This window comes from Aeromonas bivalvium (assembly GCF_000819765.1).
GTDB classification, from domain to species: Bacteria; Pseudomonadota; Gammaproteobacteria; order Enterobacterales; family Aeromonadaceae; genus Aeromonas; species Aeromonas bivalvium.
Window position 1 is genome coordinate 59,524 of record NZ_CDBT01000016.1, and the last position, 12,083, is coordinate 71,606.

The window sequence follows — 12,083 nt, forward strand, 5'->3', positions numbered from 1 at the left end:
AGGGGCCCGCGGGCCCCTTCTTCATGGTGGTGATGTTCAAACGGGATCAAGGGTATCGAGCGGCCAGCGTGGCACCGCCTTGACCTCCAGCGGTTCGAATACCCCAGCTTTCAGGCGTTGCATGCCAGCATAGGCGATCATGGCACCGTTATCGGTGCAGTATTCGGTGCGTGGGTAGAAGACGTCACCGTTCAGGCTCTCCATCAGCTCGGCCAACTGGGCGCGCAGATGGCGATTGGCACTGACGCCGCCGGCGACCACCAGGCGGTTCAGCCCCGTCTCTTTCAGCGCACGACGGCACTTGATGGCCAGAGTGTCGACCACCGCATCTTCAAATGCACGGGCGATATCGGCACGAGTCTGCTCATCATCACCGTTGGCGGCTATGGTGTTGGCGGCAAAGGTCTTGAGCCCGGAGAAGCTCATGTCGAGCCCGGGCCTGTCGGTCATGGGGCGGGGGAAGTGGAAACGTCCCGTGGTCCCCTTCTCGGCCAGACGGGAGAGCAGGGGGCCGCCAGGATAGTCGAGCCCCATCAGCTTGGCGGTCTTGTCGAATGCCTCGCCGGCGGCATCATCGATGGATTCGCCCAGCAGCTGATAGTGGCCGATGCCATCCACCCGTACCAGCATGGAATGGCCGCCGGAAACCAGCAGCGCCACGAAGGGGAACTCGGGGGCCCGCTCTTCCAGCATGGGGGCAAGCAGGTGGCCTTCCATATGATGCACCGCCACGGCAGGTTTGCCCCACGCCATGGCCAGGGAACGACCTATGGTGGCGCCTACCAGGATGGCGCCCACCAGACCCGGTCCGGCCGTGTAGGCGATGCCGTCTATGTCATCTTTGCCCAGGCCAGCCTCTAGCAATGCGGCCTGGATCAAGGGGATCGTCTTGCGGACATGATCCCGGCTGGCGAGCTCGGGGACAACGCCACCGTAGTCCGCATGCAGCTTGACCTGGCTGTATAACTGATGGGAAAGGATCCCTTTTTGATCATCGAAGATCGCGATCCCGGTTTCGTCACAGGATGTCTCTATGCCCAATACACGCATTGCTAAAAATTTTCACTGCTAAAATGAGACGGCTATGGTAACCTTCGCGGGTTTTTTAAACCAGAGCGATCTCTGCGGGTTTACTTTCATTCCCTGTCCAGAGTATAATTTCGCACCATTTTAAGACATGCTGATCGAATGATGGTCAGCTAACAATTTATCACTGAGGTGAAAGGCACATGCCAGTAATCAAAGTCCGTGAAAATGAGCCGTTTGACGTTGCTCTGCGTCGCTTCAAGCGTTCTTGCGAAAAGGCCGGTATCCTGTCTGAAGTTCGTAGCCGTGAGTTCTACGAGAAGCCGACTACCATTCGTAAGCGCGCCAAAGCGTCCGCCGTCAAGCGTCACGCCAAGAAGCTGTCTCGCGAAAACGCTCGTCGTATCCGCCTGTACTAATTAGAGTTTCAGCCGTGTCTCTGAAAGATCAGCTCAAGGATCAACAAAAACTCGCCATGCTGGCCAAGAACAAGGCCCGCCTGGGGACGATCCGTTTGTTGATGGCCGAGATCAAACAGCGTGAAATTGACTCCCGTATTGAGCTCAATGATGAGGATATCCTCGCTGTCGTGACCAAGATGGTCAAACAGCGCCGTGATTCCATCAGCCAATATGAAGTAGCTGGTCGCCAAGATCTTGCCGATGTCGAAGCCGCCGAGATCCAGGTGCTGCAGGAGTTCCTGCCGCAACAGCTGACCGCTGCCGAAATTGATGCCCTGATAGAGCAAGCCATCGCCCAGAGCGGTGCTGCCGTCATGGCCGATATGGGTAAAGTCATGGCTGTCTTGAAGCCAAACATTCAGGGGCGTGCCGATGTCGGCGCCGTCAGCGCGTTGGTGAAAACCCGCCTGGCGTAACAGGCTGTGCTCTTGTTGGTCGAAGAAGCCGTGCTTCCCTGGGAATGCGCGGCTTTTTTCTTTTTCTCCTTATGAATCAGGATGGTTATGGCAGGCAGGATCCCGCAATCCTTCATCGATGATCTGCTCGCTCGTACCGATATTGTCGAGTTGGTCGACTCACGGGTGCGATTGAAAAAGGCCGGCAAGAACTACCAGGCCTGCTGCCCCTTCCATAACGAAAAGAGTCCCTCCTTCACCGTCAGTCAGGAGAAGCAGTTCTATCACTGCTTCGGTTGTGGCGCCCATGGCAATGCCATCGGTTTTGTCATGGAGTATGACGGCCTCGAATTTCCCGACGCCATCGAAGAGCTGGCCAGTATGCAGGGCATGCAGGTGCCTCGTGAGCAGAGCCAAGGGGGGGCCGGCAATTCTCAACCGGCCGTCAGCAAGGATCTCTATGAGCTGATGAACCAGATCGCCCGCTTCTACGAGAGCAACCTCAAGAGCGCTACCCACGCGGTGGAGTATCTCAAGGGGCGCGGCCTCACCGGGGAAGTGGTCAAGCGTTTCAACATAGGCTATGCCCCGGGGGACTGGGATCAGGTGCGGCGCCGTTTTGGCACCAGCCGGGATCACGAGCAGCTGCTCATCACCGGCGGCATGCTGATCCCCCGCGACAGCGGTCCCGGCAGCTATGACCGCTTTCGCGATCGCATCATGTTCCCCATCCGCGACAAGCGAGGCCGGGTCATCGGCTTCGGTGGCCGAGTGCTTGGTGATGGGACACCCAAGTATCTGAACTCGCCGGAGACCCCCATCTTCCACAAAGGGCGGGAGCTGTTCGGCCTCTTTGAGGTGAAGCAGGCGCACAAGGATCCTCGCCGGATCCTGGTGGTGGAGGGCTACATGGATGTGGTGGCGCTCGGCCAGTACGAGATCGACTATGCGGTGGCGGCGCTTGGCACGGCGACCACCAGCGATCATATCCATACCCTGTTTCGCACCACCGCCGAGGTGGTCTGCTGCTACGACGGTGACAATGCCGGTCGGGAAGCGGCATGGCGGGCACTGGAGAATGCCCTTCCTCACTTGCAGGATGGCCGCGAGCTCAAGTTCGTGTTCCTGCCCGATGGCGAGGATCCCGATTCTCTGGTGCGTCAGATTGGCAAGGAGGGGTTTGAGGCCTTGCTGGACGAGGCGCAGCCCTTCGCCGATTTCATGTTCGAGCGCCTCGCGCGGGATGCGGCCCTGACCGGCGAGGCGGGCAAGTTCGAGGTGGCGAACAAGGCTGCCGATCTGATCCGCCGGGTGCCGGAAGGCTTCACCCGGGAGGGACTGATCACCCGGCTCTCCAGCATGATGCGCTGGGGCGAGAACCGGCAGCGTATTACCGAGCTGTTTGCCCGTCATAGCCAGCCGAAGGTGGAACAGGCCAAGCCACAGCGCGGCAAGCTGACCCCTCTGCGCCGGGCGCTGGCGCTCATGGTGCAGTATCCCGGGGTGACAGCTGAACTGCCCGCCATGCCGGAACTGGCCGGGCTCAAGTTGCAGGGAATTGGGTTTCTGCTCAAGCTGCACCAGCAGATCCTGGCACAGCCCGGCATCACCACGGGGATACTGCTCGAACACTGGCGTGGCACCAAAGAGGGAGAGATCCTGGCTCAGTTGGCCATGCACGACTTGTTCGAGATCCAGCTCGAGCGTGAACCGGACATCTTGGGCGAGTTGCAGGATACTTTCGTCGGCTTCATCAACCAGTTCTTGAAGCAGCGTATCGAAGAGTTGCAGGCCAAGGTGGCCCTACAAGGACTGAGCGCCGAGGAAACCAAGGAGCTGATGATGTTGATCCGGGAAGTACAGAATGAGAAAAGAAATGACATTGGGGCTTGATATCTGAGTGGTTAGTCCCAATATAAACAGAGTTGCCCGAATCGACGGGAATTAGATGCAAAAACCTATAACCACCTGGCCCCGACAAACAAAGCGGGCAGGGGTTTCTCAGACCGACGCCGCAACCAGACATAGCATGTCTGGCGGTTTTCTATTAGAATTGGCTATTTGCGCACCAGCGCATCGCTCGCGCAACCTAGCAACACCAACCGGATGAGTTCTATGGAGCAAACCCCGCAGTCTCAGCTTAAACTCCTCGTTGCCAAAGGTAAAGAACAGGGCTACCTGACTTATGCCGAGGTGAACGATCACCTCCCTCAAGAGATCGTTGACTCTGATCAGATCGAAGACATCATTCAGATGATCAACGACATGGGTATCCAGGTAGTGGAAAACGCACCGGATGCCGATGACCTTATCATGGCCGAAGGCGGCACCGCCGACGAAGATGCCGCCGAAGCAGCGGCTCAAGCCTTGGCCTCTGTTGAATCTGAAATTGGTCGCACCACGGACCCGGTCCGCATGTACATGCGGGAGATGGGTACCGTCGAGCTGCTGACCCGTGAAGGCGAAATCGACATCGCCAAGCGTATCGAAGACGGCATCAACCAGGTACAGAGCTCGGTGGCAGAGTACCCGGAAGCCATCACTTATCTGCTTGAACAGTACGATAAATTTGAAGCCGAACAGCTGCGTCTGTCCGACATCATCTCGGGTTTCATCGATCCCAACGAGGCCGATGATGTGGCGCCGACGGCGACCCATATCGGTTCCGAGCTCAGCGAAGACGACCTCGCCGACGAGGATGAGGACGAAGACGAAGACGAAGACGAAGACGGCGACAGTTCGGATGACGACGGGGACGGCGGTCCGGATCCCGAAGTCGCCCGCGAGAAGTTTGGTGAACTGCGTGCCCAGTACGAAGTCACCCGCCTCTCCATCCAGAATAACGGCCGTGCTCACGACGAAACCCAGGCCGCCATCGCTCAGCTGGCCGACGTGTTCCGTCAGTTCCGTCTGATGCCCAAACAGTTCGACCGTCTGGTCAACAACATGCGCGAGATGATGGAGCGTGTGCGGGTACAGGAAAGGATCATTCTCAAGCTCTGCGTTGAGCAGGCCAAGATGCCGAAGAAAACCTTCGTCGCGGCCTTCACCAACAACGAGTGCGAAACAGCCTGGTTTGAATACCAGAAGCAAGCTGGCAAGTCCTGGTCTCCCCGTCTGGTCGAGATGGACGAAGACGTGCTGCGCGCCATCGGCAAGCTGCAGCAGATCGAAGAAGAGACTGGCCTGTCGATTACCCAGATCAAGGACATCAACCGTCGCATGAGCATAGGTGAGGCCAAGGCTCGCCGTGCCAAGAAAGAGATGGTCGAGGCGAACCTGCGTCTGGTTATCTCCATCGCCAAGAAGTACACCAACCGTGGTCTGCAGTTCCTGGATCTGATCCAGGAGGGCAACATAGGTCTGATGAAGGCGGTGGACAAGTTTGAATACCGTCGTGGCTACAAGTTCTCGACCTATGCCACCTGGTGGATCCGTCAGGCCATTACCCGCTCCATCGCGGATCAGGCCCGTACCATCCGTATCCCGGTGCACATGATCGAGACCATCAACAAGCTCAACCGTATCTCCCGTCAGATGCTGCAGGAGATGGGTCGTGAACCGAACCCGGAAGAGCTGGCCATGCGCATGGGCATGCCGGAAGACAAGATCCGCAAGGTACTGAAGATCGCCAAGGAGCCTATCTCCATGGAGACGCCCATCGGTGATGATGAAGATTCCCACCTGGGCGACTTCATCGAAGATACCACCCTGGCCCTGCCGGCGGATGCGGCCACCAGCGAGAGCCTGCGCAACGCCACCCGCGAAGTGCTGGCCGGTCTGACCGCCCGCGAAGCCAAGGTGCTGCGGATGCGTTTCGGGATCGACATGAACACGGACCATACCCTCGAGGAAGTGGGCAAGCAGTTCGACGTCACCCGTGAGCGTATTCGTCAGATCGAGGCCAAGGCTCTGCGCAAGCTGCGCCATCCGAGCCGCTCGGAAGTGCTGCGCAGCTTCCTGGACGAGTAGTCCTGAGGCATTGGCCCCGGCCATCCCCCCCAAAGCCCCGCCACGCGGGGCTTTGTTTTATTTATGTCAGAGGGATCACGCACTTGGGGAGCGAATGGACAAAATGTCGCCAAGTGATTGATCTGGCTATGGACTAGGGCTTTTCCATCCCCTATAATCCACGCCGCAAACCAACGCATACGGCCCCTTAGCTCAGTTGGTTAGAGCAGTCGACTCATAATCGATTGGTCGCCCGTTCAAGTCGGGCAGGGGCCACCAATTCCAGAGGGCTGGCGAGTTATTACTCGCCAGCCCTCTTTTCGCTAGGATACCTACAGGGTATTTCAACCAGCAGGTCATCCACTCCAGAGTGGCTCTCTCCCTCCCCAAACTGTTTTTCTCCTTCAGTGAGAAAAATGCACATGCCTCCTCAAGGTGGCATGTGTTAGATGACCTTCACGAGTGGTCATCGAACCATGAAGGCAAATCAAGACCTGCTACACGATACGGGCAATTTCAAGAATCTGGTTGCGAAGCCATTTGTGTGCAGGGTCATAGTGTTGTCTCTCATGCCAAATAATAGATGGCGTGAATGGCGTGATTTCCATCGGCAGAGCGAGTATTTCAATGCTGACTGACTCGGCAATTCGGTGGGCCAGTCTACGTGGAAGACAGAGAACCAAATCGCTCTTGGCCACCATGTTGGGAGCAACCAGAAAGTGAGGGGTCCGTACCGCAATTCTGCGGGTGAGCCCACGCTGTGCCAGCGCTTCATCCACGGCACTTCCTCCGTGGCCCGTGATGATCACCGCAAGATGCGGCCACGAGACAAAATGTTCGAGTGTCAGTGGTTCGGCGAGGATCGGATGGCCTTGGCGAACCACACAGACCAAATCTTCATCATAGAGTGGCTTGCTGTAAAACCGTGCAGGCAGCCCCTCGAAAGAGCCTACTGCCAGATCCGCGCCACCCTGAGCAATTAAATCGACGTTGTCACCCGCGGGTGCCGACATGACCAGATCGATCCCGGGTGCCAAGGAGGCAAGTCTAGAAACCAGCTCAGGCATTAATAAAAGGGCCAAGTGATCCCCAGTGGCAATCGTAAATCGCCCCGATGCGCTGCCTGGATGAAATTCTGCAGGGGAGACAATGGCGCGAGCATCATCAAGCAACCTGGTCACCGATGCCGACAACGCGAGCGCTCTTGGCGTTAATTCCCATCCATTGGCCGTTCGCACCAGAATCCGGTCGTTCAACAACCGGCGCAAGCGTCCTAAAGCCCGACTCGCGGCGGGCTGGCTAAGCCCTAATCGTGTGCCCGCACCTGTGACGCTGCCTTCTTTGAGCAGGGCGTCAAACAACTTGAGAAGGTTGAGGTCGACCTCACCTATATCCGGCTTGTGCATGTTTGAAATAACCTGCATGCATTTTTCATATGTCGATGAACTGTATAGCATTCCTCATGACGAATCCATCAAGCTTCTTAACGGGAGGAAAAATGAGTGCTAACGAATTGTTTGTTGTAACAGGTGCCACAGGCCGTACGGGATCTGCTGCTGCAAAGACATTGCTCGATGCTGGAAAGCGCGTGCGGGTTGTCGTGCGAGATGAGCCAAAAGGGGAAGTGTGGGCGGCTCTCGGGGCTGACGTTGCTGTGGCTGATTTCTCTGATTTCGCTGCCCTGTGCAAGGCCTTTTCTGGTGCGGACGGTGCATACATCGTCAGCCCCCCGCAGTATTCGTCAGAGCATCTCTTTTCACAGGCTGGCACGATGGCTCGCTCCATTGCGAAGGCGGCAAAATTGGCGAACTTGTCCAGGCTGGTTGTTCTCTCGTCAATCGGCGCAGAGCAACCCGAGGGAACTGGCTGGATTGCCATGAATCGTATGCTTGAGGAGTCATTGAGCGATACCAGGCTGTCAGTAACATTTCTTCGTGCAGCCTACTTCATGGAAAACTGGGCGCCGCTCGTTAAAATGGCGGTGTGCCAGCGTCAACTACCCAGTTTTTTGTCGCCGTTGAATCAAGAGTTTCCGATGATTGCCGCAGCCGATATCGGCCGCATGGCGGCCGAAGCCCTCTGTGAAAACTGGGACGGTGTGCGAGTGATTGATCTGGAAGGTCCTGCCCGGTATTCCCCGAACGATATTGCGGAGCACTTGTCTTTGACACTCGGAGAAGCGATATCGCCTTTTTCGATACCTGAGTCAGACTGGGCACAGTCGATCGCGGGTCGAGGTTTTTCATCGGCGGCCATCTGCGGATTTATTGAAATGACTCAAGGGATTAACACTGGCCATATAGCGTTTGATGACTTGTTGAGCGTTGAGCGACGCCAGGGAACCATCACGCTTGATGTGGTGATGGATACATTGGCTGCGGGGTAAGCCTGTATCGCTGAATCCCGATGCAACAGACCCGCCATGGGGCGGGTCTGTTGTGGGCCATCACGGCTGCGTCATGGCGTGGCAAAGGGGCTCAGTGCGCCTTGCCCGGCAGCATGCGCCGCAGCAGGTTGCTGCGCTGGCGCCAGGAGGTGAACACCAGGGCCGTCAGGTGCAGGGCGATCAGCCCTTGCAGCCCCCAGGTACACCAGGTGTGCCAGTCATAGGCTTCCAGCTCGAAACCGAGTTCCGTGTTCTGAAACCAGCCGGTGAAGCCGGTGGCGAGCACGGTCAGCCAGATGGCCCAGACCGCCAGCTTGCCGCTGCCATGATGACCGGGGGAGGCGGGTAGCCGCTCGCGCATCTCCCGTGCCTGCTGGCGAAAGTCCTCGCGGCTGGGGAGCAGGGCGCCCAGCCGGGCATCGCCTCTGGCCAGGGTCAGCCCCCACAGCAGGCGCAGCCCGATGAGGGACATGGCGAGGTAGCCCAGCCACTCGTGCCACTCCTCCCCCGACTCGTTGAGCCAGAGGTTGGCGATACAGGCGACGGCCAGCCCCCAGTGCGTCAGACGCACCAGAGGATCCCAGCGAAAGGGATCAGCCCTTCTGCTTGGCATATTTGTGGTACTCCTTCTTCAGGTCATTCACCTTGGCCAGGTGCTCACGGGCCTTGGCCTCGTCACCCGCCTTGAGGGCAGCCAGGCTGGCATCCAGCTCGCTCTGCACCTCGGTGAGGCCCTCCAGAAACTTCTCTTTCTTGGCCGTCGGCATCTGGCGTGTCTTGGCTTCATCGATCTCGGCGCGCATCTGGTTGATGTGTTTCTCCATGGTGGCCGGATCGCTCGCCTTGGTGGCCTGCTTGTAGTTGAAGCCCATCTTCTTCATCGGCTGCTCCAGATCACCTGCCAGGGCGGGCAGGGTGAAGAGGCCGAACATCAGCGGCAGCAGCAGGGGGCGAACGGTATTCAACATGGGATCTCCTTATTCGATAACGACATGCGTAGGTTGCAATTGAACCCTGGTTTGGGTTCTTACCCTGCATGATGCCATGAGGTACCGTGAACCGTTTGTGAATAGTTGGTTTTTTTGTGACAAAAGGTGACAGGGGGTTAACAGGGTGGCACGACTTGCCGGCAGTGGCGTGCGCCTGGGTGGGGACGACACGCCCTGAATACAGGACAGTAAGAAGGGCCCGCTGGGGCCCTTTGTCATGGTGGCGCATTGGCATCCTGCGCCCGGAAGCATGGCTGCGCCCTGTTACTGGGGGGTCAGGCTGTAGGCGAGGCTCTGGTCATGGAAACGCACCAGATGAAGCCCGGTTGCCTGGGTGCCTATGTCTGCGCCGCCCGGCTCGGCGGTGCCGTCCCCATTGCTGTCACCATAGCCCTGGGTCCAGTCTCCCTTGACGTCGAACTTGAAGCGTTGGCCGCCGTTGGTATCGCCAGCGCCGGTAAAGTCGACGCTGGCCTGCCACAGATGGTCGCCGACCAGGGTCATGGTCGTGTTGCCCCAGCCGTTGACAGTGCCCCGCAGGTTGAGCGTGGGGAAGGTGCTGGCGAAGCCGCCGATCGGGCTCAGGCTGTATTGCAGGGTCAGATCGTTGAAGCGCACCCGATACTGGCCGCTGACCGTGGTCAGTATGTCGGCGCCCCCCTGTTCGGCCACGCCGTCCTTGTTGGTGTCGCCGTAGTTCTGGGTCCAGTCCCCCTTGACGTCGAACTTGAAGCGCTGGTTGGTCTGACCGTCGAAGGTGACCAAGGCTTCCCACTGATTGTCGGCGATCAGCGTCATGGCAAGGGATCCCCAGGCATTGGGGGTGCCGCGGAAGTTCAGGGTGGGCAATACGCTGGCGTAGGTGCCGTTGTCGTCGGTGACGGTCACGGTGGCGCTGGCACTGGCGGTCAACCCTTCCGCATCGGTCACGGTGACCGTCACTGTATGGGTACCCGGGGTATCGAACCGGACTGTCTCCGTAGGGGCGCTGCCCCCGCTGGACCAGCTGTAGCCCACCACGCCGCCGTCATCGCTGGAAGCGGAGGCATCGAACACCACGCTCTCCCCCGCCTTGACGTTGAGGGTTTTGGGGGAGAGGACGGCGACCGGCGCCTGGTTGCTGGTGAGGGGGGTGACCGTGTAGCGCAGATCGCTCTCGCTCAGGGTGATGCGGTAGCTGCCCGCCCCGCTGACCAGGATATCCTTGCTGCTGCCCTTGTCGGCGATGCCATCCCCTTCGTTGTCGCCGTAGTGCTCGGCCCAGTTGCCGAAGACGTCGAACTTGAAGCGCTGGGCACCGGTGGCGTGACCGTTGCCGGTCAGGGTGAGGGTGGCGGACCAGACACGGTTGGCATCGACGGTCATGGGGGTGTTGCCCCAGGCGTTGTGGGTGCCGCGCAGGTTCATGCTGCTGAACTTGTTGCCCGGCAGGACGGAACCGCCACAGGGGCTGGCCTTGGTGCAACCGGCGATGATGGCGGCCGCCTTCATGGCGGGGACGTTCAGGCTGGCCTTGCCGCTGCCGTCGACGGTGACATAGCCGCCGCTGCAGTAGTCATTGCCCCCCAGCAGGTTGCAGTACTCGCCGGCCGGCAGTCCGGTCTGCACCGAGGCCACCAGGCTGCCGCTCTCGTTGTTGATGGCGACGAAGCCCTTGTCACCGCGACTGAAGGCTATCTGGTTGTTGCCGTTGTCCCACCAGTTGCTGACGGGCTGGCCTTCGGTCCGGTTGTGGAACAGGGCCATGTTCATGATGGTCGGTCGGCGCTGTTCGCAGTTCCACTGGCTGTCCGTGCAGGGCGTGCTGCCCGGCGCCCCCTTGTCGGTTTCATAGGTGCCCATGTTTTCGAAGCGATAGCCCGACATCACCTGCTTCCAGCCATAGGGCCAGGCCATCATGAAGGTGTTGGCCAGATCGTAGCGGGCGCCGCTCATGAAGGTGAGCATGCCGCCACCGCCGTGGCCCCGCTCGCGGTCGTGGTTGACCACGAAGACGAAGGCCTTGTTGGAGGGGAGCAGGCCCCAGCTCTCCCCCAGGGTCTTGAGGTGCTTGATCTGGCCGTTGAAGTTGGCGGCGAGATCCGTGCCGTACTTGAACTCGGTGACGGTGTCGACATAGGTGTAGCGGCCCGGCTGGATGTCGGGGGACTCGCCGCCTGCGCCTATCACCTCCAGGTAGGCCCTGGGGCTGCCCGCCTTGTCGAGGATCGCCTTCACATCGGCGGGGGGCATGTGCTTGGCCGCATCGATGCGAAAGCCCGCCACGCCCCAGCCGAGCAGGGTCTTCATGTAGTCGGCTATCTGATCCTGCACATAGGGGGACTCCGTCTTCAGATCCGGCATGCCGTAGAGGGCGCCGTTCCAGACGTTGTTGCTGTCGCCGTAGTTGCTGATGTCACCGTTGTGGTGAAAGTCGTTGTAACCGAACTGGGGATACTGGAACTGGCCCGAGTGATAGCTGCCACCGCCGGTGGCGGTGCCCGAGCCCGATGCCAGCTGGTTGAAGACGGCGTCGGCGTAGACCTTGACCCCGGCCGCGTTGCAGCGGGCTACCATGCTCCTGAGCTCTGCCTCGCTGCCGCCGAAGCTGTTGAAATTCTTGAAGCTGACCGGTTGATAGACGGTCCACCAGACCTGGCTGCCCTGTTTGTGCTCGGCAGGCGGGGTGATCTGGACGCCGCCGAACCCCTTGGGCCCGAGCACGGTCTCGCACTCGTTGGCGATGTCGTTGAACTTCCATTGGAACAGGTGAACCATGACTCCTTCGGCGCTGGCAGTGTGGCTGAAAGAGCCGAGTGCCGCCGCCAGCAGGGCGGTTCGAAACAGTGTGCTGTGCATGACGATTTTCCCTTCGATCTTGTTATTGGCTTGTCAC

The 12,083-nt window shown here is 59.2% G+C and carries 10 protein-coding genes and 1 tRNA gene; 6 read left to right on the forward strand and 5 right to left on the reverse strand.

Annotation, left to right across the window (positions count from 1 at the left end; translation table 11 throughout):
- Window positions 1-36: 36 nt before the first annotated feature.
- Window positions 37-1,050, reverse strand: a complete 1,014-nt coding sequence (gene tsaD / locus BN1119_RS06215) for a tRNA (adenosine(37)-N6)-threonylcarbamoyltransferase complex transferase subunit TsaD (protein WP_041995366.1) — start codon at window positions 1,048-1,050, stop codon at window positions 37-39.
- Between the two features lie 179 nt (window positions 1,051-1,229).
- Between tsaD and rpsU the strand changes: the two genes are divergently transcribed.
- The 5 genes from rpsU to BN1119_RS06235 all read left to right on the forward strand — a co-directional run bounded on the left by rpsU (window position 1,230) and on the right by BN1119_RS06235 (window position 6,112).
- Entirely contained in the window at window positions 1,230-1,445 is a 216-nt protein-coding gene (rpsU, locus tag BN1119_RS19840; RefSeq protein ID WP_005309452.1) for a 30S ribosomal protein S21, read from the forward strand.
- A 14-nt stretch (window positions 1,446-1,459) separates the two neighbouring features.
- Window positions 1,460-1,903: a GatB/YqeY domain-containing protein gene (locus BN1119_RS06220; protein WP_041995368.1), complete on the forward strand. Its 444-nt coding sequence runs from the start codon at window positions 1,460-1,462 to the stop codon at window positions 1,901-1,903.
- Between the two features lie 87 nt (window positions 1,904-1,990).
- Window positions 1,991-3,775: a DNA primase gene (gene dnaG / locus BN1119_RS06225; RefSeq protein ID WP_041995370.1), complete on the forward strand. Its 1,785-nt coding sequence runs from the start codon at window positions 1,991-1,993 to the stop codon at window positions 3,773-3,775.
- Window positions 3,776-3,943: 168 nt separating this feature from the next.
- Entirely contained in the window at window positions 3,944-5,854 is a 1,911-nt protein-coding gene (rpoD, locus tag BN1119_RS06230) for an RNA polymerase sigma factor RpoD (RefSeq protein WP_280136472.1), read from the forward strand.
- A 181-nt stretch (window positions 5,855-6,035) separates the two neighbouring features.
- Window positions 6,036-6,112: transfer RNA gene (locus tag BN1119_RS06235), tRNA-Ile, on the forward strand.
- A gap of 218 nt (window positions 6,113-6,330) precedes the next feature.
- Here the strand turns inward: BN1119_RS06235 and BN1119_RS06240 are convergent.
- Complete coding sequence (locus BN1119_RS06240; RefSeq protein ID WP_084205321.1) at window positions 6,331-7,290, reverse strand: LysR family transcriptional regulator; 960 nt, start codon at window positions 7,288-7,290, stop codon at window positions 6,331-6,333.
- 41 nt (window positions 7,291-7,331) lie between these two features.
- On the opposite strand from BN1119_RS06240, the gene BN1119_RS06245 reads away from it, so the two are divergent.
- On the forward strand, window positions 7,332-8,219 hold the full coding sequence (locus BN1119_RS06245; protein WP_041995374.1) for an NmrA family NAD(P)-binding protein: 888 nt from the start codon (window positions 7,332-7,334) through the stop codon (window positions 8,217-8,219).
- A 91-nt stretch (window positions 8,220-8,310) separates the two neighbouring features.
- On the opposite strand, the gene BN1119_RS06250 is transcribed toward BN1119_RS06245, so the two are convergent.
- The 3 genes from BN1119_RS06250 to BN1119_RS06260 all read right to left on the reverse strand — a co-directional run bounded on the left by BN1119_RS06250 (window position 8,311) and on the right by BN1119_RS06260 (window position 12,046).
- A complete protein-coding gene (locus BN1119_RS06250) occupies window positions 8,311-8,832 on the reverse strand; it encodes a cytochrome b/b6 domain-containing protein (RefSeq protein WP_041995376.1) in 522 nt (173 codons plus the stop codon).
- Window positions 8,813-9,187, reverse strand: coding sequence for a cytochrome b562 (locus tag BN1119_RS06255; RefSeq protein ID WP_041995378.1), 375 nt, complete (start codon window positions 9,185-9,187; stop codon window positions 8,813-8,815). Before BN1119_RS06255 ends, BN1119_RS06250 begins: the two co-directional genes overlap by 20 nt.
- 285 nt (window positions 9,188-9,472) lie before the next feature.
- Window positions 9,473-12,046 carry an alpha amylase C-terminal domain-containing protein gene (locus tag BN1119_RS06260; protein ID WP_041995380.1) on the reverse strand — a complete coding sequence of 858 codons (2,574 nt, stop codon included), beginning with the start codon at window positions 12,044-12,046 and terminating at the stop codon, window positions 9,473-9,475.
- Window positions 12,047-12,083 lie beyond the last annotated feature (37 nt).

What these genes read in the sequence shown, in the direction of transcription:
- BN1119_RS06250 (WP_041995376.1), bottom strand. Translation starts at nt 8,832, where the DNA reads ATGCCAAGCAGAAGGGCTGATCCCTTTCGCTGGGATCCTCTGGTGCGT.
- BN1119_RS06245 (WP_041995374.1), top strand. Translation starts at nt 7,332, where the DNA reads ATGAGTGCTAACGAATTGTTTGTTGTAACAGGTGCCACAGGCCGTACG.
- dnaG (WP_041995370.1), top strand. Translation starts at nt 1,991, where the DNA reads ATGGCAGGCAGGATCCCGCAATCCTTCATCGATGATCTGCTCGCTCGT.
- rpsU (WP_005309452.1), top strand. Translation starts at nt 1,230, where the DNA reads ATGCCAGTAATCAAAGTCCGTGAAAATGAGCCGTTTGACGTTGCTCTG.
- BN1119_RS06255 (WP_041995378.1), bottom strand. Translation starts at nt 9,187, where the DNA reads ATGTTGAATACCGTTCGCCCCCTGCTGCTGCCGCTGATGTTCGGCCTC.
- BN1119_RS06240 (WP_084205321.1), bottom strand. Translation starts at nt 7,290, where the DNA reads ATGCTATACAGTTCATCGACATATGAAAAATGCATGCAGGTTATTTCA.
- BN1119_RS06260 (WP_041995380.1), bottom strand. Translation starts at nt 12,046, where the DNA reads ATGCACAGCACACTGTTTCGAACCGCCCTGCTGGCGGCGGCACTCGGC.
- tsaD (WP_041995366.1), bottom strand. Translation starts at nt 1,050, where the DNA reads ATGCGTGTATTGGGCATAGAGACATCCTGTGACGAAACCGGGATCGCG.